Below are 26,221 nucleotides of genomic sequence, written 5' to 3'. Positions count from 1 at the left end.
CGCCTACAATAAACACCTAACCCGTGGGCGGGAGTTTACCTCGCGCAATGTTTTTAATATTAACCAGCGTGGCATAAAGCCCCGCCTACAATAAACACCCAAACCCGTGGGCGGGAGTTTACCTCGCGCAATGTTCTTTAATGTTAACCAGCGCGGCATAAAGCCCCGCCTACAGGTTAATTAAACACCGAGCCACTCGCCTACGGGCTTGCTAAGCTGTTCCGCCTACTGTTAATTTGTCTATTTTCAAACTAGGTTGGCCTACCCCAACAGGGACGCTTTGGCCGTCTTTACCGCACACGCCAACGCCTTTATCAAGCGCAAGGTCGTTGCCTACCATAGATATTTGCTGCATTACTTCTGGGCCGTTACCTATTAAGGTTGCGCCTTTAATTGGTTGGGTAATTTTACCGTTTTCGATTAAATAGGCTTCTGATGCGCTAAATACAAATTTACCTGACGTTATATCAACTTGTCCGCCACCAAAATTAGGCGCAAACACGCCTTTTTTAACACTACTGATGATATCTGCTTGGCTGTGTTCACCGCCTAACATGTAAGTGTTGGTCATGCGTGGCATAGGTAAATGTGCGTACGATTCACGGCGTGCGTTACCCGTTGGGCTAACGCCCATTAGGCGCGCGTTCATTTTATCTTGCATGTAGCCTTTTAAAATACCGTTTTCGATAAGTACGTTATAGGCCGCAGGTGTGCCTTCGTCGTCTACGTTAAGTGAGCCACGGCGATCAGCCATGGTGCCATCATCAACTACAGTACATAGCTCAGACGCTACTTTTTGCCCTACTTTGCCGCTAAACGCCGACGCGCCTTTACGGTTAAAGTCGCCCTCTAGGCCATGGCCTACGGCTTCGTGTAATAATACACCTGGCCAGCCATTTCCTAGCACCACTTCCATGGTTCCTGCTGGCGCATCAATGGCTTCTAGGTTTACCTTTGCTTGGCGTACTGCCTCTTCTGCAAACTCCATCCAACGTGGTTTACCCTCTACTAACTCTTTAAAATAACCATAATCTAAACGCGCACCACCACCGGCTCCACCGCGTTCACGACGACCATTTTTCTCAAGTAGTACTGAACAATTTAAACGAATAAGTGGGCGAATATCGGTGGCAAAAGTACCGTCGCTAGCGGCAATAAGTAATTCTTCGTACACGGCCGACATTGAACTTATTACTTGCTCTGCGTCGGGTGCTAGTTCACGAATATAGTTTTCAAGCTCTCGTAACAAATTTACTTTATCGGTATCGCTCATACTTGAAATTGGCTGATGCGGGGCAAACTGCTGCTTTGCAGTTACATCGCTAAATACTTGAATTGATTTATTTTCACCGGCCTCGGCAATACTACGCGCTGCAGTTGCGGCTTTATTAAGTGCTTCAAGGGTGATTGCATCTGAGTACGAAAAACCGGTTTTTTCGCCGCTTACTGCGCGTACACCTACGCCTCGTTCAACATTGTATGAACCTTCTTTTACTAAGCCGTCTTCAAGTACCCATGATTCATGGTGACTTGATTGAAAGTATAAATCAGCGTAATCCACCTTATGTTGATGAATGTAGGCGAGCGTTTTTTCGAGTTCTTCTCGATTTAGCTGGCTGTCGTGTAATAAATGCTGTTCAACCGTATTCATAATAAATGCTCTCTAAATCGTTGATGAGATTGCACTGGCATATCTCGTCGAATTTTGTGTAATTGCTTTAAATCTAACGTGGCGCTTATAAAACCTTTGCCCGTGGGCAACTCACTTAATGTATTTCCCCAAGGGGACAAAATTATACTGTGGCCATAGGTTTGGCGGCCATTTTCATGTGCTCCATATTGCGCTGCAGCAATCACATAACATTGTGTTTCTATTGCACGAGCCGCCAATAAAGGTTGCCAATGGGCTTGTCCGGTCACTACCGTAAAGGCGCTAGGGACTAATATAACTTCTGCGCCTTGGCGTACAAGTTGAGTATATAAAGTACTAAAACGCAGATCATAACATACTGTTAAGCCTATTTTACCAAAGGGAGAGTCGACAACAACAACTTCATTTCCTGCTTGAGTAAAGTCTGATTCTCGATAGCTGGCCGTTGAATCATCAACTGTTACATCAAATAAATGCATTTTATTGTAGCTGGCAACTAGCTCACCTTGAGCATTAAATAAGTGCGACGCGGCGTAATATTTATTGTCGTTATAAGGCTCTGGCATAGTACCGGCGCTTAACCAAATATTATGCAATTGGCACAGCTCGCTTAACTGCTGCTTATAACGCTCTGCATGCTTAGCCACTTTTAAGGTATCGTTACCCGATTTACTAAACACTAAAAAGGCTTCAGGCAAGCACACTAATAGTGGCCTTGTAGTGGGTAATTGTTGTAACTGATTAACTAGCGTTTGTATGTTTTGCTCAGGATCAACCCCTGAGCACATTTGCAGAGCAATAATTGTCGGAATTGCTTCACTCATAAGGTAGCACTCATTAGCTATTTCTCATTAGCTATTTCTCATTGACTATTTTTCATTGGGTAACGCTCACCTCAGCGTCTTTTAGTTTAAGCTTTGTTGCTGCTTGAGGCTGATTTTGCGCCGCTTGTGGTAGCGTTACTTCACGACTTTTACGGTCAAGTTCTTGTACTTGCGGGTCGTTCATTTTACCGGTTACTTTAAAGTTTATTTCGGAAATAACGCGCGCCGAGTGAATCACTTTATCTATAGCAAGTGCAGCAAGGCCGGTAACTGGGTTAACCATCCAAGCTACTATTATAGGTATGCTGGAGGTTACTTGCGGCGCAACCGCTAGGTCGTAGTCTATTTCTAGGGTATTTAAATTAGCATAACCTTTAATGGTTAAGTCGGCTGGTACGCCATCCATTTTAGTATCTTGAGTGTAGGCAATGCCTTTATCAAGCTGCATTGTGCCTTGCATGCTGTTATAAAAAAAGCCTTTGGAAAACACATCTCTAAAATCGAGTTTTAATTTACGCACTAGTGAATCTAGGCTCAGTAACGAGAACACCCGCGCGCCACCATCACTAACCTCAGTTAAATGTCCTTCGCCTAAACGCCAATCAATATTGCCCGACAGACTTGCTACATCAAGGTTATACGGGGCTGCTTGCCATGCAAGATTATAGTTAATGGTTGCGTTTGAATCTTTAATTGCGGTGGTTAAGTCAAACTCATTAAATAATGCGCCTATATCTTCACTTTTAAGCTCACCGCTGAGTTGCGTTTGGCCATTTTGCCACTGCCCATGGGTGCGTAAAATATGGTCATTTTTATCAACCACTAACTCAGAAATAATAAGCCGCTTACCATCCCCCAATAAAGACGCGCTTACTTTACCTAACTGATACTGACTCACCTTACAGTCGCCACATTCAAATTTTATTGCGGGTAGCTGAGTAAGCCAGCTTACGTCATCGGCTGTTTCTGTGCTTGCAACTGGCTTAACGTTTGCAGGTTCAATAAAGTTAACCCTTAAATAATCGCTATTAATGCGAATCGGCTGGCTGGCTTGCGAGATAGGAATTAGCACCCCTGCACGCAACTCTTTAGCATTTAACTTTAGGTATAAATCGTTTTGGGTAGGTGCTAAGCGCATTTCAAAGTCATTAAATTGCACGTCACTAATATTAAGTTTTTCTATATTAGCAAGTACTTCATGCAGTGGTGGCATAACACTAGCTGATGCTTGCTCTGAGCCTTGCTTAGATACATTTATAATTTGCTCAATTAACTCTAGCCACGGAAGCAAATCGGTTTGTGGTAAATTAATACTAACCGCTAAATCTTTTTTATTAAGCCCTAAATCATTTTTACCGATAACAAAATGAGCATTATTAAAGTGGGTGTTGGCGTTATCTAAAATGGCGTTAAAATAAAATAGCTGCTTTATATTAGCGGTAATTAAGTTAGATATATTATCGCCTTGAATAACTGCATTGAGTGGCCATGCTTGCTCGCTGCTTTTAGCATAGTCACCCGGTAAAGTACTGCTTAAACCAATTAATGACGAGGTTACTTGCGCACGATAATCAAACCCTTGTTCGGTAAAGTTAAGCACTAAACCAATATCGGCTGCACTTTTCCCGCTAAGGTAGTTTTTTAATAACCCTTGGCCGCTCGCAATAAGAGTCTCGGCATCTAGCTGCGCTTTTATGTTTATATTGGCGCGATAATCTTGCTCAATACTTTTGCTGTCATAGTTAATATTGAGTGGCATGCCCAACCATGTTGCAGTGGCATTAGTGAGGGTTATTTCATTGTTTTTAAAATGCAGCTCGCCGTTTAAGTTATCCAGTTCAATGCCTGGAGTCGCAATATAAACAGGTAAGTCTATTAAATTTACTTTGCCGCTCACACTTGCACCATTAGCAAATTTAGAACCAATTAACAGCTCTATATCTGCACTAGCTTCGCCTTTACCTTGCACAATTTTAAAAATTTCAGCAAGCGGGCTGGCAAGTGGCGTGGCCGCAAAAAAGTAGTGCATTTTTTCAAGCTCGGCTTGCTTATCTATTTTAACTACTAGCTCATCGGCATGCATTAAATCGCTAATGCTAACGCGTACACTACTACCCACAGCTAAATTTACTAACTTGCCTTGCTGGCTATAAATATCCATGCGCTCGTTGGCAAAATGTAACTGGGCGCTGGCGTTAGTAACTGCAGGCCAGTCGGGATCAAACTGATAAGTGGCGTTATCTATTTGTGCTAACACATCAAACTGCCCAGAGCCGTCACTAAATGGAAAGCCTGTTAGCGGGCCTGCAAAAAGCACTTGTGCTTTTGACACTTCACCGCCTTTTATAGCGCCATTTAAATAGCTAACTAATTCAGGGCTCATCGCTTTTAAAGGAAAGTAGTGCCCGGCAATACTCGCGTCGGGTGCAAATGCTTCGGCGTATAAATCTAAACGCGGTTCGTCACCTAAGCTAAGCTGCATTTCTGCAGCAAAGGTTACTTCATCATTGTTAAACCAAATATTGTCACTGCTAATGTGCCAAGCATTACTACGCTTGGCTAAATTGAGCTCTATATTTAATTGCTCATAATCTATATTTTGGCTAAAACTATCACCGGTAATTAGGCTGTTATTTTCACCAAACAAGGTAATTCGCCCGTATTGCTGATTAACCAGAGCACTAACTCGCAGGTCTTGTGCGGCAGGTATTGCGTGCTGCTCTTGCCAGCCAATATTATCGGCTTCAAACCACAGCTGCCATTGCTCACTATTGGTATAGTCTAAGTAAGCTTGCTTTATTTGCCCACTAGGTTGGCGCTGTAAAAATGGCGTTAGGTTATTAAAGTTAGTCAGCTCGGCTAAATCGCTAAGTAGCGCTATATCAACTTGCTGTAACCAAATTTTATTTTGCTTACCCAGCAGTGCCTCAAACTCTAAACTCGGCCAGCTTTTATCATTACTATTAAACGCTAACCCCGTGCTTTTCAACCGCCAGCTTTTTTGTTCAGGAAATAAATGAAATCCCCCTTCGCTTAGGCTCAGCTGTTGTTTTTCTCCAGCCAACTCCCAACGTGCAAAACTAGGTAACCACTGTACTTTAACATCACTCACTAAACCTTGATTAAGCTCTAACCAAGCTTGTAAGTTTATGTTGCTGTGCAGTTGCTGTTTTTCGGTATTAATATATTGCGCTAACCAGTTAGATACATCTACCTCATTAGCTTGCACATACATGTCGCCTGCCATTTTTTCAATGGTATCGCCTTTGAGTGCTATTCGCGCATCAAAACTACCCACCGAAATACCCGGTAATGCTAAGCTACCACTGCCTAAATGTTGTTTATTTTGATTTTGCCAAACAATATTCTCTAACAGTAACTTACGCTCAGTACCGTCTTCTAAAATAAAGTTAATGCTGGAATTTTCTATTGCGAAGTGGCCTGTGTCACCCAAAAATAGCTCTTCTATTAGCTCTTTTTGTTCAAACGACACTTCGCCCTCATTTTTAGCAAATAAATTAGCTACTTTAATACTGGTATGAAAGCCATTTATTACAAAGTAGTTTGACTTTAATTGCAGCGTTTTTAAGCTCTCCCACAAGTTAAGCTCTAAACTGGTTTTAGCTATAGTGAGTGAAATAGGTGCAGTTTGGTTGTCTTTAAACGATAGGTTTTCGAGCACTAAGGCAGGCCCGCTACCTTGCCAACTAGCTGAAATAGAACCGATTGACAAACTAATATCAAACTTGGTATGTAGGTAGTTTTCTATATTGTCTTTGTAGTCGTTTGCATAAGGTAGGGTATATTTTAAAATAGAAACAGTCACGGCCAGTAACACTAAAATTATGGCACACGTTTGCCATAACTTTCTAAAACAAAAAAAACAGACCGCTTTTGCTTTCATTACATCATTACCACATCAAACTGCTCTTGGCTGTATAAACTCTCAACTTGAATATTGACCTGTTTGCCAATAAATAGTTCTAACTCGGCTAAGTTATGATATTCATCGTTTAGTAATGCTTCACATACCGCTGGCGCGGCATAAACCACAAACTTATCTGCATCGTAAGCACGATTAACCCTCACTATTTCGCGCAGTAATTCGTAGCACACTGTTTCTACTGTTTTTTGTGAACCACGACCAGAACACGCAGGACAAACATCACATAATATATGCTCTAAGCTTTCGCGGGTGCGCTTACGGGTCATTTCTACTAAACCTAATGCCGACAAGCCATTAATATTAGCTTTAGCACGATCTTTTGCTAATGCCGATTCGAGCGAATGCATTACGCGGCGTTTATGATCTTCACTTACCATATCGATAAAATCGATAATAATAATACCGCCTAAATTACGCAGCCTAAGCTGGCGCGCAATAGCAGAAGTTGCTTCAACATTGGTATTAAAAATGGTTTCTTCTAAATTACGATGACCAACAAATGCACCAGTATTAACATCAACCGTGGTCATAGCTTCGGTTTGATCGATAATTAAATAGCCACCCGATTTAAGGGTTACTTTACGATGCAGCGCTTTTTGTATTTCGTTTTCAACATCAAACAAATCAAAAATGGGGCGCTCACCCGGATAATATTCAAGCACTTGCGACAAAATTGGCACAAACTCTTCGGTAAATAATTTAAGCTCTTGGTAGGTTAGTTTAGAGTCAACCCTAATGCGTTCCATGTCTTCGCCCACATAGTCACGTAGCGTTCTAAAAGCAAGGGTTAAGTCTTCATGTAAGATACTGGCTTTACTGGTTTTTTTACGGCGTGACACCACTTTTTGCCACAATTTTTGTAAAAATGCAGCATCGTGCCTTAATTCGGCTTCGCTTGCGCCTTCTGCGGCGGTTCGCACAATAAAGCTGCCGTTTTCATCGCTGTATTCAGCAACGATTTTCTTTAATCTGGCGCGCTCTTCTTCTGTTTCTATACGCTGGCTTACGCCAACGTGGGTGGCGTCGGGCATAAACACTAAATAGCGAGAAGGTATGGTAATGTCGGTAGTTAAACGCGCGCCTTTAGTGCCCAGTGGATCCTTTACCACTTGCACCATAATATATTGCCCTTGGCGCACTAGTTCACGAATATCTTGTACTTTTTTTATCGGGGTATCGTCAACACCTTCAACAATAGAGGCGCTATTTACAATATCTGAGGCGTGTAAGAATGCAGCTTTTTCAAGGCCTATATCAACAAAGGCGGCTTGCATGCCGGGTAAAACACGGCTAATTTTTCCTAAGTAAATATTACCAACAATCCCTAAATTGCCAATTCGCTCTAATTGTATTTCTTGTAGAACACCGTTTTCTATTAGGGCTACACGGCTTTCACTTGGCGTGACATTAATTAGTAATTCTATACTCATGCTAGCCTCTTAAGAATGTTTGTAATAATTGTTCGGTCTCGTATAAAGGTAAGCCTACTACAGCAAAATAGCTACCCGAAATATGAGTAACAAATCGACCGCCTAAGCCTTGAATGCCATATCCTCCTGCTTTATCTTGTGGCTCGCCACTTTGCCAGTAGGTATGTATTTCATCATCGCTGAGGGTTTTAAAAGTAACATTAGTACTTACTACGCAGCTAAGCACCTTGTCTGTTGTTGCAAAAGCAACCGCGGTTAATACCTGGTGAGTATTGCCCGACAAGCGCTTTAATGTATGGGTAAAGTCATTTTCATCACAAGGCTTACCTAGCGATTGATTGTCAATAACCACTACGGTATCGCTGCCCAGCACTGGACGATCGGTATAACCAAGTGCTACACCCGACTGCGCTTTTAAACGCGCTAAGCGCTCTACATAATCATAAGGTAGTTCATTGGGGAGTTGGCTCTCGTCGGCATCAACACTAAACTGTGTAAATTCGATTCCTAGTTGCGTTAAAAGCTCTTTACGGCGAGGCGAGGCAGATGCCAAGTATACGGCGTTGGTCATTATCTGATCCTAAAATGTCTACGGTATTTACGCAGCAATAAAAACACCCATACCCAACTCAACATGCCTGTTAGTACAGGCCATAAGTAGTGCGGGCTAAAGTACACACCTAATAAAAAGTGATTTAGCCAAAACTGCATTAAGTGATAAAGGGTTAAAAACAAGCCAATTAATAAGCTTTGTTGCCATAGCGAAAAGTTACGAATTTTTTGATAATTGCTAGCCGTAACAAAAATACAGATTGAATAAGTAAGTGAGTTAACCCCAAGCGGAGAGCCCGAAGCTAAATCTATTAATAAGCCTACAATCCATGCGGTGCCTATATTTGAACGATGTGGTACAGCAAGTGACCAATACATTAATACTAGCAGCACCCAGTCAGGACGAAAGGGTTCAAACGAAAACGGTAACGGCATTAAAGCCATTACTAACGCAAAAAAAATGCTCAGTGCAATTAACAACGAATAACGATTAATCATCGCTAACCTGCTCCTGTTGATTTCGCCACAGCACTACTAATAATCTAATACGATCTAGCTGCGCTATGGGTTCTGCATAAATTTGTGCAAACGGCTGACCTTCATCGCGATTTATTTCAGTAACTACGGCAACCGGGTAACCCTCCGGAAAGATGCCCCCAAGGCCAGAGGTCACTAATACATCGCCAAGTCGTACGTCTAGGCTGTGTGGTACATGAGAGAGCTTAACAACATTAATTTTACCTACGCCTTCGACCACGGTACGCACATCGTTACGTAAAATACGTACTGGCGTAGCGTGTGTAGTGTCGGTCATTAATAATACGCGTGAAGTGGTTGAGCCTACTTTAGTAAGCTGCCCTACTAAGCCCATATCGTCAATTACTGCTTGGCTTTCGCTAAGCCCATTGGTGGCCCCTCGGTTTATAACAACTTGATGGCTATAAGGATTTGAATGGACTGACAGCACTTGCGCAATAATTTTACGATTTGACGTTTTAGCCGATGAGCCTAATAAGGCGCGCAATTTTTGATTCTCCCTGCTCAAAAACTGGTATTGCTGTAGTTGTTCGCTTTGCAGCATTTGCTTTTTTTTCAGCGCTTCATTTTCGGTAAGTAATTGATCACGGGTATGTAAGCTTTTTGCACCAAAACTAAATATTTCGTAGGGTATATTAGCCACATAAATTAACGGGCTAACCAGCGTATTTAAACTAGTGCGAACGTTTGTTCCACCTTCCGTATATTTATCACCAACAATCAGTATGGCACTCAAAATCACTGCGACAAAGAGTCGCAGTTGTAAAGAAACTGTTTGTGTAAACATTGATTTCATTAGTCGTAACTAAATACATCACCGCCGTGCACATCTATCATTTCAAGCGCTTTACCGCCACCACGGGCAACACAAGTAAGCGGATCATCTGCAAGAACTACTGGTATACCGGTTTCTTCCATTAGTAGTTTATCTAAATCTTTTAGTAATGCGCCACCACCGGTTAACACCATACCGTGCGCTGAAATATCCGACGCTAGCTCTGGCGGCGATTGCTCAAGGGCAACCATTACAGCACTAACAATACCCATTAGTGGCTCTTGTAGCGCTTCGAGAATTTCGTGCGAGTTTAATATAAACGAGCGCGGTACGCCTTCGGCTAAATTACGGCCACGCACTTCAATTTCAATTGGTACATCGGTTTTAAAAGCAGAACCAATTTGATGCTTAATATTTTCAGCCGTGGCTTCGCCTATTAGGCTACCAAAGTTACGACGCACATAATTAATAATTGCTTCGTCAAACTTATCGCCACCAATACGTACCGACGAGGAGTAAACTACGCCATTTAACGATATAATAGCCACTTCGGTAGTACCACCACCAATATCAACAACCATAGAACCTGTGGCTTCTGATACCGGTAAACCTGCACCAATTGCCGCAGCCATTGGCTCTTCAATTAAATACACTTCGCGAGCACCCGCTCCCATTGCAGACTCACGTATTGCACGTTTTTCTACTTGGGTTGCACCGCAAGGTACACATATAAGTACACGTGGACTGGGACGCATAAAGTTATTGTTATGCACTTGCTTGATAAAATGCTGTAACATTTTTTCGGTAACATAAAAATCAGCAATTACGCCGTCTTTCATTGGTCGAATAGCTTTAATGTTACCAGGCGTACGACCTAACATTTGCTTTGCTTCAGTACCTACTGATGCAACGCTTTTAGGTCCACCAGCACGCTCTTGACGAATAGCAACCACTGATGGTTCGTTAAGTACTATGCCTTCTTCTTTTACATAAATAAGGGTATTGGCTGTACCCAAGTCGATCGATAGATCGTTTGAAAAAATACCACGGAGTTTTTTAAACATGAGGCTGGATGACCTTTGAAATTCGTTCTTATTTAAGCTGCATTTACTATAATAGCGTCAATTTAATGAACAATATTAAGTACAGCTACCTTTATTATTTGATAAAAAAGGAAGCATTGCTTCCTAATATAAATATTATCGTTCGCGCACTAAGCGAAAACCTATGTAGTTAGCTCTAAAATCGGGCGCTAATATTAATCGCGTTGAGGCACGTGCAAGGCTAGGCGCAAAATTCCACGCTCCACCTCTAACTGCAACATCCGACTCATCCGAGTTTTTTTGAGTCCATTCCCATACATTGCCTACGGTATCGTATAAACCAAATGCATTAGGAGAAAATGACCCTACCGGCGCAGCGCTGTTGTTTGACCATTGACTACCACACCAACCACAATTTGCTAAACTTTTACCAACATCGTTACCCCAAGGGTATTCTGTTTGAGTACCTGCGCGTGCAGCGTATTCCCACTCAACCTCATTTGGTAAACGAAACAGCTGACCTGTTTGCCCAGATAACCACTCAGCATACGCTTTAGCGTCGCTATAAGTTAAACAAACAGCCGGAAAATCACTTGTTTGCTCAAATCCAGGATTACGCCAATTTAAATTAGCTTCCCATACGGGTTCGCCATTTAAATAATAGGCGCAGCCTTTACCTTGCTCGGCTTGGGTTTTGTAGCCTGTATTAGCAGCAAACTGCTCATACTCGCCTACTGTCACTTCTTTGCTTTGCATAGCAAAAGAGTTGGCAATTACTTTTTCAATAACTGGGCGCTCATTGGCTAAACCATTGCCATTAATATCGCCCATTTTAAATTTACCTGCCGGAATAACAACTACTGAAGTTTTTACATTAGCGTTTAATACGCTGATGTTGTCACTCACTTTACGAGTTGTTTGCTCTGGTTGCTCACGCGTGTATGTCGGTGCAGCAATCGACTCTGACTTTTTTACTAAATTGGCATGCACGGTTTGTGCTTTATTTAAATCAACACGTACCTGATAAGGCTTATAACCAAGCTTGCGCACTTCAATATTGTGCACACCTCGCGGTAAGCGGGTTACTAAGCGGGTTGAGCCAAAGCTAACCCCATCAATAAACACTTCGTCGTCGTATACGTTTGAGCGTAGCGTTAATTCTACTGCTTGGTTTTTATCGTTATTAGCAATAACCGAGCTATTTGTGCCCATAGGCTTTACTGCATAATCACGCACTGGTTGCTCATTTGAACGAGCCGCCGAGATGGCGCTATTATCCGCGCTTTCACTGAATGTTAACTGACTATCTGAAAAAGTTGTGCTGTAAGTTGGCTGATATGTTGCCGCCATTGGCGTGCCGTACTCAGAGCAGTAACGGTTATCAATACTTAATAAGTTACATAAACGGCTACTGTTAACTTCACCACGCATAGTAACGCTTAAATTAACGTTATAATTGCCTTGGCCACTAAATGCACTTTTTACCACATGACTACTTAAAATTTGTACCTGAGCACCGGCCAAATTACGTTTGGGTTCAACTAAACGCTCTTCAGTTAAGTTAGCAAATATTTGGTCAACAAAACGCTTAGTCGCTTTTTGTAGCCCCATTTGCTGTCCGCGTTGCTCACACGCTGCAAGTGTTTCGGTACGCTTACAATTAATTGTGTGATTAACCTCTAACGTGCCTTCGCGGGTAAATTCGTTACGTAAACGCTCTACTCTGGCGGTAGTTAACTGCTCTTTTAAGCTCTCTAAAGTGTTTAAAAGCGTGTGTTTAGCCACACGAATTTGCTCAATGTCTTTACGGTGGGATGCAATTGCCGCCAACTGCATAGAAATATCATCTTTATTTTGCTTGTGATCGGCCACAGCTTTTTGATAACGCGCCTGAGCTGCGGTTATATTAATACTAGGATCATCAATTAAACGACGGTACATTTCATTCATCGCGTCGAGTGCTTGGTTTTTTTCTTTATCTAACTCGGTTGAACGTGAACGCAAAAGTTGCAACTGGGTTTGCAGTTGGCTTTCTTCTTTTAAATGTTTATCAAGTATTGTTGTAGATTTGTCATAGTCGATCTGTTTTGTACTAATCTCAGATTCAATTCCAGTTACTGTTGCTGTGTCTTGTGCAAATGCACTACTAGCCAACAAACTAGCTGAAATTAACAGAGATAAAGGAGTAATTCGCATATATTCAGTCCCAAAAAGCGGCAATTATTTGGTCGTTATTATTTTTCTAAAATAAAGCCTTATGCTATGTACTTGAAGCACAAAACACAAGCTTTGTTCAATTATTATCTAAGTTTACAACTATTCACGTGTTTCACGCCAGTAAATAACCCGATCATTCCCTCGAAAGTGGCCAAATTGTCACGGCTAGCGCATTTTAATCCCAGACTCTAGCAGGGTTGAGCGGTAATCATCGTCTAGCCCTGCCATTTTCTTTTTCCTCGCCATACTTGCTGACTTAGATGCATCTTGTTTAAAAAGCGCCATGGCTATCTTTCGCATTACATTAAACATTAATGGCCCTTGAAGTTTGCGTATTCTCGATTCATCTTCTCTGAAGTTCATATCAAGCATCCAATGCATGCTTTCAACCTGCCAGTGACTGCGTACCGCATTGAGTGCTTGCGCTGCATTTAAGTCTAATGAACTTATATACCAGCGTGTTTCAGTGGTATCCGACCCTGCCGACTTATCATGAACTTCAGCCCTGACCTTAATAATACTCGTTAAGCCAGGCCAACGATAATCCTTGCCTAGCCAGCTTTTATCTATAAGTAACTGCTGGCATGTACGTGTTTCAACACGCCCATGTCCTGAGCTTATTTCGGTATGTTCATCACAATTATGCTTAGTTAACCTTTCACGCTCGCACTTGTGCCACCACGCTTCTAGTTCCTTTTGCATGCCTGAATGATTACCTTTAAGTGCAAGAATATAATCTGCTTTTTGTTGGATGATTTGTTTTGCTATTTCTTGTTGGCATCCCATCGCATCTAACGTAATGATACTGTTTTCAATATCGAGCAGGGTGAGTAATTCTGGTATTGCGGTGATTTCATTTGTTTTATTATCAACAGCCGTCTGCCCAAGCACTAACTGGTGTTGGCAACTCCATGCACTGACCGTGTGTAAGGCACTTTTTCTGTCTTTTGTGGTAAATGAACGCCGTGCGGTTTTGCCATCGATAGCGATGATATCTGCACCTGTGGTTTCAATCAGTGATGATATCCAAGATTGAAATGCCCTTTCTATTTCATTTGCTTTTAACCGACACATGACGCGCATAAAGTGACCACACAATAGCAATAATAATTAACGCGCCACCCCACAGCATTAGCATATTTTGCAGTAATACTGGATCACGCCTTACACGTAAGGACTTTTGATAAAAGTTAATCCGGGTTTTCATATCACAGACTCCGGCTCAGTTAATTGATAAGCCGCACCCAATGCGTAGTAATATTGCGTTTCTAATTGCTGTGCTAGGTCTAGGGTTGGTTTAAAATCAATCACTTTAACTTGTAAAAACTCAGCCACCTCTGCTCTAAGTGTTAGTGACGTCAAATCGTCACACTGTAGCTGAATACTGCGAATAGGTGGCTGCTTCAACTGGCTCTCAAAAAAGTCCATAGAACGCTGAATTTCAAGTCCAAATGCCTCTACCAACTCTTGGCTTTGATCTTTATCTGACATACCCAGTAAGCCATTTAAACGCCGAGTAAGTAATAGCTGCCCATCGCGAATAATTAAAATACGTGGCTCAAAGCTGGCATGCTGCACAATGAGCATGTGGGCGTCTTTACTCGTGCCGAGTAGAGTTACAAGAGTCATTTCCTCTGATGTCATAGTCCGTAAAAGAGGCTTTACCTGCTTAAAACTATCTATAAACGGCAATAACTGCAGCTTACTGGTAATAAACACGTTCATTTTTTTACTTTGCATCGGCAATGTAATTGGATAATCAATAAAATCAGCAACAATATTTTCAGGATCAATATCGACTAGATCTTTCGTTGTCCACGGTAGCGATTGAATGATCTCTTCATCACTTAGTGCGGGTTTTTCTATTTGTACAATTTGATAAAGAGAATGAGGAATAACTAAGTTCACTGCGCACACATCACTACTAACCTGTTGCGTACATAGCGTAATTGCAGCAGTATAGTCATGTTTTTCAGTGATCTCTACACTGTGATATTTGTGTATTTTCCAGTGTCCATACTGTTTTTTTAAACAGACTGCATTAACGGTATTAGCATATGTTGCTACACCCACAACTGTATTTTTATCGAATCCTTCCGAGAAAACCCATTGATCGACGCGAAGCGGCGTCGGTGGGATGAATCGAAATAACTAGCCCTGTTCTTGATGAGAATGGTAGTGCAGTGTGATTTAGTCTCATATTCCATCTTGACAACTCATTTCCATACAGTAGTCTATACAGTATATGAAAAAGACGCTTAGATACAACTACAGGCTAAATCCTACGCCAGAGCAAGAAGCTAAACTCGTTGAGTTTGGCGCGACAGCGCGTGGCATTTGGAACTTGTTGTTGTCTGAAAATATGCGTCGATATGAGTTCGATAAAACATTCTTGTTCTACAATGATATGGCCTCGCTTCTTAAGGAAATAAAGCCTTTTGAAGCGTTTACGTGGGTTAAGTCTTTTGACTCGGCAGCAGCTCAGCAAGTTGCTCGTGATTTAGAAACGGCAATGAAAAATGCGTTTTCTAAGGGGCGCTTACAACGTTTCCCAAAACACAAGATTTCATACAAAAAGAAAAAGCTTCACAATGACAGTTTTCGAGCGGTCAATAACTCGAACTGTATCCGCATTGAAAATGGCACTATCAGTATTCCAAAAGTTGGTAAAGTGCCTATCATTTTACATCGCGAACTGGCTAGCAAAATCAAAACGGTAACTGTTCAGTTTCGCCACGGTAAATGGGAATGCAGTATTACTCAAGAAGTGGAGTGCAAAACAGCGCTTCGCGTTTTAAAAACAATCACAGGTTTTGACATTAACTCAAAGCAAACGGTAGTTGGCTCGAACGGCTACGTGGCCGACAATCCAAAGTTTTTAAAGCAATCAAAAGCCAAATTAAATCAATTGCAACGTCAGCTTGCCCGCCGAAATAAAGGCTCAAATCGCTGGCACAAAACCAAACAACGCATCAATAAATTACACGGTAAGATCTCACGGCAAAGGCTCGACTTTGCACATAAAATTTCACGACAGATAACCAATGAAAATGATATTTTAGTGTTCGAAGATTTAAACGTAAAAGCGATGCAAAAGTTCAATGGCAGCATGGTAGCGGACAATGTGATGGGCTTAATTACTCAGCTTTCAAAATACAAAACTGAGCTTGAAGGTAAACTCTATCATGAAATTGGTCGATTTGAAAAATCGACTGGGATTTGCGCAGAATGCGGCCAGCACCATGTTTTAACATTGAACGATAGACATTTCATTTGTGTGGCTTGCGGAGTGCATCAAAATCGGGACCTTTCAGCGGCTAAGAGTATAGCAAGAACAGGTGAATTAAATTTAATTGCGGCTGGGATCGTCGCAAGGGTAGCCCCCACATCTCAGCAGAAATCAGCTATTAAAACGAAAGTCTTCGAGTTGTCGAAGTTTGCTGTTGGAACTGAGAAAAAAGAAGCAGCCTAGCATTCATAAGCTAGACTGTAGAAGCCCATTGATCGACACGTAGTGGCGTCGGTGGGTAGTTCACCTAAACTACGCTTGAACAAGGAAAACAGTGAAAACAGTTTTCTTTTCATATAGCTACTATTATTAGTCGATGTACTAACTGCCGTACATTTTCATTACTTTGCCAAGTGATTATCATAAACAATGTTAAATAAACTTAAAATAAATGAAAACAACCAAATACAACAAATAGATAGTGATTTATTAAAGCGCAAAAATATATTTTTAGGCGTTAAGCGCGATGATCTACTCCACCCCCTCATAAGTGGAAATAAATGGCGAAAGCTTAAATACAATTTAGCCCAGATGCAGGCGCTTAAAAAAACTGAATTACTCACTTTTGGTGGTGCTTTTTCTAATCATATTCATGCGTGTGCGGCGGCTGGCAAGTTTTTTAATATAAAAACGCACGGGATTATTCGCGGCCCAGAACTAGACCCTAACAATCCTACACTTTTGTTCGCACAGCAATGTGGTATGCAGCTACACCCAATCACACGTATAGAGTACAAACAACGTAGCCAAAGCGATTATTTAACGCAGTTGCAATCGCGTTTCCCTAATGCCTATATTTTACCTGAAGGTGGGACAAATAAACTGGCGCTTGAGGGTTGTAAAGAGCTTGCCCTGAGCTTACCTAAGCACGACTACTTAGTTTGCCCCACAGGAAGCGGTGGCACCTTAGCGGGGCTTATTGAAGGCAGTTCAGTTAATACAACGGTACTGGGAATTGCGGTACTAAAACAAGCTGACTATTTACGCGATGAAATTAAAGCGCTTAGCCCTAAAGCCGCTTCACAAACTAATTGGCAATTATTATGTGATTTTCATGGTGGTGGTTATGGTAAGTTTTCTGCCGAACTTTGGCAGTTTTGCCAATACATGAAAACTGAGCACCAACTGCCATTAGAGCCTATTTATACTGGTAAAATGATGCATGCTTTGTGGCAATTAATTGCGCAGGACTACTTTGCGCCAGGCAGTAAAATTATTGCGGTTCATACGGGTGGGTTACAAGGATTAGATGGTTTAAGATACAGAGGACTTATTTAAAATTAATGAAATACGGTTTGTGTAAAATCAGGCAACAACTGCGTAAAATAAAACCCCTGCGCGGCATCTACCCCTAAAATAGTAAGCATTTGTAGCTCTTGTTTGGTTTCTACGTCACTAGCAAATACCGCTATATTTAATAACTGGCACGCATTTACAATGTTTTTTACACAACTTTGTTGATGTGTGCTTGCCTCTATTGAGTGCACTAAATCGTAGGCTAATTTAACTCCTAAAACTTGTGGATAATTAACCAGTTGAATAATATGGTCGCTACTTTTAATACCATCAATAATAATCTGATAATTTAGCTTAGTTATTATTTTTAATACGCCTTGTAAACGTATTTGATATTTAAAAAAGTCTGCTGCATTTATTTCAAATTGTAGTTTATGCTCTATTTTAAAATCGCTTACTTGCGTTATTAGCCATTGCCAAAACGCTTTGTTAAACCAATTTTTAGGATGTAAGCTAATGCTAATAATTGCGGCTGAAGTATCTGCTAGTAATAGCTTTTTAACTTTGATGATAATTGCTTGATCAAATAAAAATGCGTCTTGATCATTATCTAGCTGATTAATGCCAGCATTAGCTAGCAGCAACTCATTAGCGCCACCGCGTACTCTAATCAACACTTCATGTTGCAAAATACGCCCACTATCGAGTTCAAATAAAGGCTGAAAATAAATTACAAATTTATTTTTTTTAATACTTTTTATTATTTGGTTATTCGAAAATATATTTACTCGGCTATGGCTTATTCCCAAGCGATGACAATGCTGTAATGGGCTTTGCTGCGATAAAGTTAACGCAGACTTTGCTTGTTGATAAACCAGTGTTTGATTAGCACTTGCTCTGTAATTACACAGGCCTATTTTTACATTTTTTGCCGTTAAGTGTTTTTGATGCTTTTTACATATTGTTAGTGCACAAAAATTTAAGCGCTCAATGTACAGCTCTAACTTAATGATTGGAATATGCTTTATGGTTACCGCTAAGTTACCCGCACTTAATAATTTAACTGAAATATAGTTTAACGCAGGTAAGTTTTTTGCAAGTAGAATTTTAAAACTAGCTTCTAGATCAGTACTGGGATCAAAATGACAATGACACTCGATCAGGGCAAATATATTATAAGCTGCAGCCGTACTCTCACTCAAAGGGCGATCATTATCTAAAGTATTAGTAGGCGCTGTTTCTGCCTCTATTTTATGCTTTACATTACACCTTGATTTCAATGGCGCTACTAGAGTTGCTAAATGAGTAACCCAGCGAGTTGCCGCTAATATAATTAAATTTAGCAACACAACAAGATGAGCCTTAAAGCGGTTAATAAACTTAAGCTTACCCTTTTGCATAATGCACTCGCTAGTTAAATTACTAGCTAAAGTGTTGCCTAAGATCCCAATAAGCACAAGGTAATAGTAAAAGTTTAGTATTGCATTTATAGCTAATAAATAATGTTTATAAACTTCTCTAAATAACTTAAAGCGTTACGCCCCATTTAGCTCTTGTACTATAAACGCTTTATGCGGACCCGCTGCTGGGGCGCTAGTAATAGAGTGTAAAAATGCCTCAAGAGCTTTTTTTTCTTTGCTCGTTAACGATAAAGGCTGCAGTATTTTAGATGTTTGTGGTGACAAAGGATCGTTAGGATCTTTATTAAAAACAAAGCCGCCGGCATTATAAAGCGTAGACACCTTAGAGGGACAACAAAACACCATATACGTCGATTTGGCGGTACTCAAGCGGTTGAAATGCTTTTGAGAGAAGGGGGCGTAACTATTGAGCGTAAATACTGGGAGCAATTCAAGTTTTTGTTAAAGCGAACGCAAGTTTTGGACTCGCTTAGTATGTTTGATTATCAATCAATCCCCATTGCCACGGTCAAAGGATTACCTCATGCGATTTCTATGTCACAGCATCGCAAAGATAAAGTTGAAATTTTAAACCTTATGAACTAATTTGAGTTCATAATCTTAGTTCTTCATTTTGAAAACTGGATAAACGACATGTATTCGTGGTGATATAGTAATACCATTGTGATTTAATTCGTTTTATTCTGTGCAAAAAGTTATTTTTTCAACTCTAAGGATTTCTAATGATACGCGATGTAAGTGTTGGTAAAAGGGCAGGCTTTGCTTTCGGCTCAATAGGCGCAGTGATTTTGCTCTTAGCTAGTTTCTCCATGTTTGAATTAAGTAAGCTTGGTGATGAGTTCGAAGTGGTCGCATCACATAGAATACCTGCACTAGACACTTCAACAAGCATGCTGACTTCATTTTTAAATAAGCGGCTACAAACTGCGAATGTGCTTATGGCTAAAACGGAACAACAACGTGAAGACTACTTAGTAAACCTTCGTGAATCAAAAGATAACTTTGATAAATCTCTTGATAAGATGGTTTTGCTAGCTAAAGCAGAGGACGCGAATGGTCTGTTAAACAATATTAGAAAGCATATGGACACTTACGACACATCCTTAACGAAGCAATTAGATTTAGTTGCTAACGAGCGGTTTCAAGAAGCAGAAGCACTGCAAAATGGTAAAATGAAAAACTTACGTGAGCTGATAACCTCAGATATTCGTAATTTGGTAGAATTCCAAGAAAAACGTATCACTGATAGCAATCAAGACGTTCAAAGTGCTAAAATTGACGCACTCACAATTCTAATTATTACTTCCATAGTATCTCTGTTTATCGTAATTACTTTTTCAATACTTTTTACCCGTAGTTTAACCTTGCCTATGCGAGTTGCTGTTGATACCGCTAAGAAAATTGCCTCAGGAGATTTAACTTCTACCATTAATGACAATGGCAAAGATGAAACTGCGGACATGCTGTCAGCACTAAAAGAGATGCAAGGTATCTTGCGTGAAACGATTAATGAAATTCAACTTTCATCATCTCAATTAGCAGCGACCTCTGAAGAACTAAGTGCTGTTACTGAGCAGTCAACGCGTGGCATACATACTCAAACAGAGCAGTTAGAGCAGGCAGTATCGGCAGTCACTGAGTTATCAGTTGCTGTGGATGAGGTGGCTCGTAATGCTGAATCGACCTCAAATGAATCAGAAAATGCCAATCAACGTGCAAATATAGGCAAAGCTCGTGTCTTAGATACAGTCAATACAGTCGACACGCTCTTACTTGATTTGGATACAACGACTAAAGACGTAAATAGTTTAGCTGAGCAAGTTGCCAATATTGGCTCAGTGCTTGATGTGATACGTACAATTGCCGAACAAACCAACTTGCTTGCACTTAATGCTGCAATTGAGGCCGCAAGAGCGGGTGAGTCTGGTAGAGGGTTTGCTGTGGTGGCTGACGAAGTTCGTTCATTGGCATCTAGAACACAAGAGTCAACAACAGAAATAGAAGCAATGATACAGGCAGTAAAATCAAATACTGATAATACAGTGAGTGCAATTAGAAATAGCCATGAAAGAGCAAAAGCTGTACTTGAGGTGGCTAACCAAGCCGGTGATGCATTACATGAAATTACCAGTTTAATATCGATTATAAGCGAACAAAATCTTAGTATTGCTAGTTCCACTGAACAGCAAGCAATCGTCGCAAGAGATGTGGATAAGAACCTAGTAACAATTCGTGATATTTCTAGCGAAACGGCTGCCGGAGCAAATGAAACAGCAGCTTCAAATCAAGAGCTTGCGAGGCTTGCACAAACTTTGAATGAGTTGACATCAAGATTTGTTGTTTGAAATAAATAATAATTGCTTTGTGGTAAATATTTTAATCGGCGAGTGAACTCCAAACATTTTCTGCTCTTTCAGCAAATAGTAAAAAGCATATGTTGGAACAAGGCTCATTAAATTTTTTATAGTTCATGACTGTTTGCTCAAGTAAAAGGAGTCAATTGAGCAAAACGCGCTTAAATATAAAGTAAATTAGAAGTGTCGCTCAAATTAGACTCTAGATCATTTACTCTGAATGATTTTGGGGCATAATGGGCCAGCAGATAACTCGCCAATGAACAATTAACCGAAGAGCGCTAATTGTAGAAGATATCACCCACACCAGTAGCATAGTGGTAGTAAAGCTGCCTTAAGCGAACAAACACACTTGTAATGTACTAAACAAAGTCAACAGCACACCCATCGAAGCCTTGGCGTTTCATATTTTCGATTTTATACTTAAACCTGAAGTTATTATACTTTAGCGTTAAAACGAACACTTGTATTTTCTACTATATCTAGTGCATTTAAATGGACTTCCTCCCTGAACATTGCTCTTTCATCATAAGGTTTCATAACAATATTTTCTTCAGTCATTATTCAGCGCAAAGCAAAGAGTCGGCTCTTCAGAAGATGATGCCTCCAAATAATATAGCAATAGCCCAATTATCAATCGAGATGGGGATTGGTGAATCAACCTTGTATAATTGGCGAAAACAAGCAATTGATAAGGGGCATTTAGTGCCAGGTGATGGAAAGAATGCTGAGCAGTGGTCATCAGCAAATAAATTCTCAGTCGTGTTGGAAACAGCCTCTTTAAATCAAGCTGAGTTAGCGGAATATTGCCGAAGCAAAGGTCTTTATGTGGAACAAGTATCGGCTTGGCGAAATGCGTGTATAGATGCAAACGCTAACGTTAAAGAGCAAGAAAAAGCCTTCTCCACCGAAACAAAGAAAGATAAAAAACAGATCAATCAATTAGAAAAGGAGCTACGTCGAAAAGATAAGGCACTCGCTGAAACCGCAGCACTATTGGTGTTAAGAAAAAAAGCAAATGCGATCTGGGGGGAAGCCGAGGACGAATGATCCTCGACTCAGCTCGCATTCAAGCAGTTAAACTAGTTAATGAAGCTGTGAGTTCTGGTGCGCCAAAGTTTAAAGCTTGCCGTGAACTTGGGATCAGTGTCCGGACGTATCAACGTTGGACTGTTGACGGGAACATAAAAACAGATGGTAGACCAATATCTCAGCGCCCTGAGCCAAAAAATAAGCTATCAAAAGCAGAGAGAGATAACATATTAGCCATCGTTAATAGTGATGATTTTAAGAGCTTACCACCAAGCCAAATCGTCCCTACATTAGCAGATGAGGGTATTTATCTTGCTTCTGAATCAACATATTATCGTGTTCTTCATGAAGAAAAACAGCAAAACGCTCGCGGACGTAGTCAGATAAAAGAGAGAAAAGTACCGACGACACACTGTGCTACAGGGCCAAACCAAGTGTGGTGTTGGGATATTACTTGGTTACCAGGCCCCGCTAAAGGGCTGCATTTTTATTTATATTTGATACTCGATATATTTAGTCGAAAGATTGTTGGATGGGAAATTCATGATGACGAATCAGCAGAAAATGCATCAATATTAATTAAGAAAGCTCATTTAAAAGAAGGAGTTAAAGATAATCCTCTGGTACTGCATTCGGATAATGGAAGCCCAATGAAAGGCTCATCAATGCTTGAAACACTTTATAGTTTAGGTGTCGTGTCGTCTTTTAATCGTCCTAGGGTGAGCAATGATAATGCTTATGCTGAGTCGATATTTAAAACGTGTAAATATCGCCCTGATTATCCGTATAAAGGGTTTTCAACAATTGATGAGGCGCGTAGTTGGGTGTTGAAATTTAGCCACTGGTATAATTTTAACCACAAACATAGTGGCATCAAATACGTCAGCCCACATCAAAGGCATTCAGGATTAGCGGGTGACATATTGGCTAATAGAAAAGAAGTTTATCAAGGTGCTAAAGATGCTCACCCTGAGCGCTGGAGCGGTAATATCCGTAATTGGGATTTACCAAAAGAAGTGTACTTAAACCCTGAACAAAATAGTGTCAAGGCTGAGAGTGCATAACGTAGTGATCGCGACAACTAGTTTGACAAACACCGATAATGAAAAAGTTTAGTTTATCAATTGGTAAACCTGACTCATCAACTACTATTGGTAAAGACTCATTTTGACCTTCTACTTTAATTATTTTCAATTTCATAACATAACCCGCTTCAAACGCTTCAATTACCACCTCGAATAATCAAATTCATTGGTCGCAAAATCAGCAATTGAATAAATATTAGCTCAAAACCGTGTTAACGGCAAGACAACAAAACACGCAAGAGCATGAAATAAAAGGGTTTTTCATATTATTATATAAATTTTGATAAGTAAGTAATTGAAAATGTATAGAGATTTTTTTTGCATTTCAGTGCAAAAAATAAAGTTACTAACACCTTTTTTACTTGGAATAGGGGCTATTTTACGATTGTTATTCTATGGAGCCAGCTAACAAAATAGTGTAGAAGAGACTACTTGTAGCGAAGGAGAGTTTTTAATGTGACGTGTTGTATACATTTCAATTATGGTTAGTTACAAAGAAGAAAGGTTGTAGTATTTTCAATGTATCCACTCTAAATAAAAAAGCCCTGTTATGAAACAAGGCTTTACAAGAATATATCTATACACTCAAAAAGTTCAAAACGGTATGTCGTCATCAAAATCAATGGTTGGTTCCATTGGGTTAGACGCGCCGCCTTGTGGAGCACTTTGCGGTTTAGGAGCAAAGCCACCTTGCTGTTGTGGTGCACTACTTTGCTGTGGTGCAAAACCACCTTGTGGCTGCTGATATTGGTTATTTTGCTGTGGTGCAGGAGCAGACTGTGGCTGTGCTGCTGGTGCAGACTGCTGTTGTGGAGCATAACCACCTTGCTGTTGGTTATTCTGCCCTTGGTTGTTTTGGTAACCACCACTTTGTTGACCGCCTTGTGATTGATTATTTTGATAACCACCACTTTGCTGTCCGCCTTGTGATTGATTACCTTGGTAACCACCACTTTGTTGCCCACCTTGCTGGTCGCTACCACGGCTCCCTAACATTTGCATTTGGCCGGTAAAACCGTCAACTACAATTTCAGTCGTGTATTTTTCTTGGCCTTGTGGGTCAGTCCATTTACGTGTTTGAAGTTTACCTTCAACATAAATTTGTGAACCTTTACGGCAATATTCACCAACAATTTCTGCTAACTTGCCAAAAAATACCACACGGTGCCACTCAGTTTTATCAACCATTTGGCCAGTGTTTTTGTCTTTGTAGCTATCTGAAGTTGCTAAGGTGATATTTGCTACACCGTTGCCGTTAGGCATATAACGTACTTCAGGATCTTGTCCTAAATTACCAACCAAAATTACTTTGTTCACACCGCGTGCCATGGAACTATCTCCTATAAACGTTAGATTAAACCAGCTACTTTACGTGCTTGGTCTAGGTCAAATTCTTTATCATTAATCTTTAAGTAGCTGCGGCTTTCGTCGCGCACTACAGTTGCTTCTATTACGCCAGGTAAAGCAACTAACAGAGAAGCAAGCGACTGTGCCTGCTCTTCTGAATCTAATTTGGTCATTAAGCTAATAACTTTACTTTTGGGTGGGACTTGCATTTTCCACGCAATAATAAGCCATATTAACCCAACAAGTGCCGCTGCCGCAAACACCGCTTGCGTTGTTGTGGTTTGTGCTACATAACCGCCAAGCATACCGCCTAAAAAGGCACCTAAAAACTGGCTAGTAGAATACCCTCCCATGGCAGAGCCTTTTTGGCTTGCTGGTGCAATACGCGATACTAGCGCTGGCATGGTGGCTTCTAAAAAGTTAAATGCAACAAAATACAACAGCATACAAACAGCAATACCTACAATACTGTTAACCCATACCGACATAGCCAGCATGCTCAACATTAACAGTATAACGGAGCCAATAAATGCCTGCTTTTCTTTCTCTTTTTTAATGGCGATTATCATAATAGGCACCATTAATAAAAAAGCTAAAAATAATACTGGGATATATAAATGCCAGTGATTATCGGCCACTAAGCCATCTTTAATAAGCTGACTCGGTAACACTACAAAAATAGTAGTGAGGGTTAAATGTAGTAGTAATACACCCGCATTTAAGCGCGCTAACTGCGGGTGTTTAATTAATTTTTTAATATCGCTAAAGCTGGCGAGGGTATCGCCTTTAGGGGCTTTATTAACCGTATTAGGCACTAGCATAGTCACTATAAATATGCCGATTATAGCTAATATTGCGGTTAACCAAAATACCCCCGAAATACCCCACGAGGCAGCAACGATTGGCCCAAGTAACATAGCAAACGCAAAGCTCATGCCTATGCTCATACCAATAACGGCCATTACTTTAGGGCGTTGTTCATCGCGGCTTAAATCGGAAGCAAATGCCAGTAATGCACTGGCTATAGCGCCCATGCCTTGTAGCGCACGCCCAACTGTAACCATTTGAATTGAATCGGCTAATGCAGCTATTACCGAACCCAGCGCAAACATTAGTAAGCCGCCAACAATAACCTTTTTACGGCCAATTTTATCAGACAGTCGGCCCATAGGTATTTGCAACACCGCTTGGGTTAACCCATACGCGCCAATAGCAAAGCCTATCCAGATAGGCGAAAAGCCCTCCAATGATTGGCCATAAATAGCTAATACAGGCATCAGCATAAATAAGCCGAGCATTCTAAATGCAAACACACTAGCTAGCGATATGGCAGCGCGTTTTTCTCGTGAATTAAGTGAAGATGCGGTCATTATTTGCGTGATCTTACTGTGTGGAAAATTTAGGCTGAGATTCTACCATAAGCTTACTAATAATTAATCGTCATAAGTAAGGATTTTTCATTGATCATAGATTAATAATGTT

19 protein-coding genes and 1 pseudogene are annotated in these 26,221 nt (G+C 40.7%); 4 read left to right on the top strand and 16 right to left on the bottom strand.

The window, feature by feature from the left end:
• Positions 1-211: 211 nt before the first annotated feature.
• The 12 genes and pseudogenes from tldD to CIK86_RS15210 form a co-directional block, all read right to left on the bottom strand.
• The gene (tldD, locus tag CIK86_RS15260; protein WP_086993491.1) at positions 212-1,651 is read right to left on the bottom strand and encodes a metalloprotease TldD; all 1,440 of its coding nucleotides are present in this window, start codon (positions 1,649-1,651) and stop codon (positions 212-214) included.
• Positions 1,648-2,475, bottom strand: a complete 828-nt coding sequence (locus CIK86_RS15255; RefSeq protein WP_086993489.1) for a carbon-nitrogen hydrolase family protein — start codon at positions 2,473-2,475, stop codon at positions 1,648-1,650. The genes tldD and CIK86_RS15255 overlap by 4 nt, the downstream gene beginning before the upstream one ends.
• A 52-nt stretch (positions 2,476-2,527) precedes the next feature.
• A complete protein-coding gene (locus tag CIK86_RS15250) occupies positions 2,528-6,379 on the bottom strand; it encodes a YhdP family protein (protein ID WP_086993487.1) in 3,852 nt (1,283 codons plus the stop codon).
• On the bottom strand, positions 6,379-7,851 hold the full coding sequence (gene rng, locus CIK86_RS15245; RefSeq protein WP_058374238.1) for a ribonuclease G: 1,473 nt from the start codon (positions 7,849-7,851) through the stop codon (positions 6,379-6,381). The genes CIK86_RS15250 and rng overlap by 1 nt, the downstream gene beginning before the upstream one ends.
• Before the next feature lies 1 nt (position 7,852).
• Complete coding sequence (locus tag CIK86_RS15240; protein ID WP_011329324.1) at positions 7,853-8,422, bottom strand: Maf family protein; 570 nt, start codon at positions 8,420-8,422, stop codon at positions 7,853-7,855.
• Complete coding sequence (mreD, locus tag CIK86_RS15235) at positions 8,422-8,901, bottom strand: rod shape-determining protein MreD (protein WP_086993485.1); 480 nt, start codon at positions 8,899-8,901, stop codon at positions 8,422-8,424. Before mreD ends, CIK86_RS15240 begins: the two co-directional genes overlap by 1 nt.
• On the bottom strand, positions 8,894-9,736 hold the full coding sequence (gene mreC, locus CIK86_RS15230) for a rod shape-determining protein MreC (RefSeq protein ID WP_176359652.1): 843 nt from the start codon (positions 9,734-9,736) through the stop codon (positions 8,894-8,896). The genes mreD and mreC overlap by 8 nt, the downstream gene beginning before the upstream one ends.
• Positions 9,736-10,779: a rod shape-determining protein gene (locus CIK86_RS15225; protein ID WP_086993483.1), complete on the bottom strand. Its 1,044-nt coding sequence runs from the start codon at positions 10,777-10,779 to the stop codon at positions 9,736-9,738. The genes mreC and CIK86_RS15225 overlap by 1 nt, the downstream gene beginning before the upstream one ends.
• Positions 10,780-10,914: 135 nt before the next feature.
• Positions 10,915-12,954, bottom strand: a complete 2,040-nt coding sequence (locus CIK86_RS15220; protein ID WP_086993481.1) for a formylglycine-generating enzyme family protein — start codon at positions 12,952-12,954, stop codon at positions 10,915-10,917.
• Between the two features lie 186 nt (positions 12,955-13,140).
• A pseudogene (locus CIK86_RS15215) lies at positions 13,141-14,055 on the bottom strand (ISAs1 family transposase); the annotation flags it as partial.
• Entirely contained in the window at positions 14,027-14,182 is a 156-nt protein-coding gene (locus CIK86_RS19260; RefSeq protein ID WP_176359649.1) for a hypothetical protein, read from the bottom strand. The pseudogene CIK86_RS15215 and the gene CIK86_RS19260, both read right to left, overlap by 29 nt.
• Positions 14,179-15,048 (bottom strand): MSHA biogenesis protein MshI, encoded by an 870-nt coding sequence (locus tag CIK86_RS15210; protein WP_254910697.1) that lies wholly within the window; start codon positions 15,046-15,048, stop codon positions 14,179-14,181. Before CIK86_RS15210 ends, CIK86_RS19260 begins: the two co-directional genes overlap by 4 nt.
• 172 nt (positions 15,049-15,220) lie before the next feature.
• Between CIK86_RS15210 and CIK86_RS15205 the strand changes: the two genes are divergently transcribed.
• Both CIK86_RS15205 and CIK86_RS15200 read left to right on the top strand, forming a co-directional pair.
• Complete coding sequence (locus CIK86_RS15205; RefSeq protein ID WP_096317105.1) at positions 15,221-16,447, top strand: RNA-guided endonuclease TnpB family protein; 1,227 nt, start codon at positions 15,221-15,223, stop codon at positions 16,445-16,447.
• Positions 16,448-16,633: 186 nt separating this feature from the next.
• A complete protein-coding gene (locus CIK86_RS15200; protein WP_086995540.1) occupies positions 16,634-17,542 on the top strand; it encodes a pyridoxal-phosphate dependent enzyme in 909 nt (302 codons plus the stop codon).
• Between the two features lie 2 nt (positions 17,543-17,544).
• Here the strand turns inward: CIK86_RS15200 and CIK86_RS15195 are convergent, their stop codons facing one another.
• Together CIK86_RS15195 and CIK86_RS15190 are read right to left on the bottom strand one after the other, a co-directional pair.
• Positions 17,545-18,900, bottom strand: coding sequence for an EAL domain-containing protein (locus tag CIK86_RS15195; RefSeq protein ID WP_140391181.1), 1,356 nt, complete (start codon positions 18,898-18,900; stop codon positions 17,545-17,547).
• Positions 18,901-19,035: 135 nt separating this feature from the next.
• Positions 19,036-19,290 (bottom strand): hypothetical protein, encoded by a 255-nt coding sequence (locus CIK86_RS15190; RefSeq protein WP_176359672.1) that lies wholly within the window; start codon positions 19,288-19,290, stop codon positions 19,036-19,038.
• A 353-nt stretch (positions 19,291-19,643) separates the two neighbouring features.
• Between CIK86_RS15190 and CIK86_RS15180 the strand changes: the two genes are divergently transcribed.
• Positions 19,644-21,266: a methyl-accepting chemotaxis protein gene (locus tag CIK86_RS15180; protein WP_086995531.1), complete on the top strand. Its 1,623-nt coding sequence runs from the start codon at positions 19,644-19,646 to the stop codon at positions 21,264-21,266.
• 606 nt (positions 21,267-21,872) lie between these two features.
• A protein-coding gene (locus CIK86_RS15175) for an IS3 family transposase (protein ID WP_254910728.1) occupies positions 21,873-23,371 on the top strand; the annotation gives its coding sequence in 2 pieces (ribosomal slippage) (positions 21,873-22,281 and positions 22,281-23,371; 1,500 coding nt in all).
• A 615-nt stretch (positions 23,372-23,986) separates the two neighbouring features.
• Here CIK86_RS15175 and ssb read toward each other — a convergent pair.
• Positions 23,987-24,721 (bottom strand): single-stranded DNA-binding protein, encoded by a 735-nt coding sequence (gene ssb, locus CIK86_RS15165; RefSeq protein ID WP_086995521.1) that lies wholly within the window; start codon positions 24,719-24,721, stop codon positions 23,987-23,989.
• A gap of 20 nt (positions 24,722-24,741) precedes the next feature.
• On the bottom strand, positions 24,742-26,109 hold the full coding sequence (locus CIK86_RS15160) for an MFS transporter (protein WP_086995518.1): 1,368 nt from the start codon (positions 26,107-26,109) through the stop codon (positions 24,742-24,744).
• Positions 26,110-26,221 lie beyond the last annotated feature (112 nt).

Origin of the sequence: Pseudoalteromonas sp. JB197, assembly GCF_002332205.1 — a bacterium.
Lineage (GTDB): Bacteria > Pseudomonadota > Gammaproteobacteria > Enterobacterales > Alteromonadaceae > Pseudoalteromonas > Pseudoalteromonas nigrifaciens.
Note: the sequence above shows the minus strand (reverse complement) of the source record. Positions and strands in the feature narration are given on the sequence as shown.

Coding starts and splice junctions, on each gene's coding strand:
- tldD (WP_086993491.1), bottom strand. CDS start 1,651: ATGAATACGGTTGAACAGCATTTATTACACGACAGCCAGCTAAATCGA.
- CIK86_RS15255 (WP_086993489.1), bottom strand. CDS start 2,475: ATGAGTGAAGCAATTCCGACAATTATTGCTCTGCAAATGTGCTCAGGG.
- CIK86_RS15250 (WP_086993487.1), bottom strand. CDS start 6,379: ATGAAAGCAAAAGCGGTCTGTTTTTTTTGTTTTAGAAAGTTATGGCAA.
- rng (WP_058374238.1), bottom strand. CDS start 7,851: ATGAGTATAGAATTACTAATTAATGTCACGCCAAGTGAAAGCCGTGTA.
- CIK86_RS15240 (WP_011329324.1), bottom strand. CDS start 8,422: ATGACCAACGCCGTATACTTGGCATCTGCCTCGCCTCGCCGTAAAGAG.
- mreD (WP_086993485.1), bottom strand. CDS start 8,901: ATGATTAATCGTTATTCGTTGTTAATTGCACTGAGCATTTTTTTTGCG.
- mreC (WP_176359652.1), bottom strand. CDS start 9,736: ATGAAATCAATGTTTACACAAACAGTTTCTTTACAACTGCGACTCTTT.
- CIK86_RS15225 (WP_086993483.1), bottom strand. CDS start 10,779: ATGTTTAAAAAACTCCGTGGTATTTTTTCAAACGATCTATCGATCGAC.
- CIK86_RS15220 (WP_086993481.1), bottom strand. CDS start 12,954: ATGCGAATTACTCCTTTATCTCTGTTAATTTCAGCTAGTTTGTTGGCT.
- CIK86_RS19260 (WP_176359649.1), bottom strand. CDS start 14,182: ATGAAAACCCGGATTAACTTTTATCAAAAGTCCTTACGTGTAAGGCGT.
- CIK86_RS15205 (WP_096317105.1), top strand. CDS start 15,221: ATGAAAAAGACGCTTAGATACAACTACAGGCTAAATCCTACGCCAGAG.
- CIK86_RS15200 (WP_086995540.1), top strand. CDS start 16,634: ATGTTAAATAAACTTAAAATAAATGAAAACAACCAAATACAACAAATA.
- CIK86_RS15195 (WP_140391181.1), bottom strand. CDS start 18,900: ATGCAAAAGGGTAAGCTTAAGTTTATTAACCGCTTTAAGGCTCATCTT.
- CIK86_RS15180 (WP_086995531.1), top strand. CDS start 19,644: ATGATACGCGATGTAAGTGTTGGTAAAAGGGCAGGCTTTGCTTTCGGC.
- ssb (WP_086995521.1), bottom strand. CDS start 24,721: ATGGCACGCGGTGTGAACAAAGTAATTTTGGTTGGTAATTTAGGACAA.
- CIK86_RS15160 (WP_086995518.1), bottom strand. CDS start 26,109: ATGACCGCATCTTCACTTAATTCACGAGAAAAACGCGCTGCCATATCG.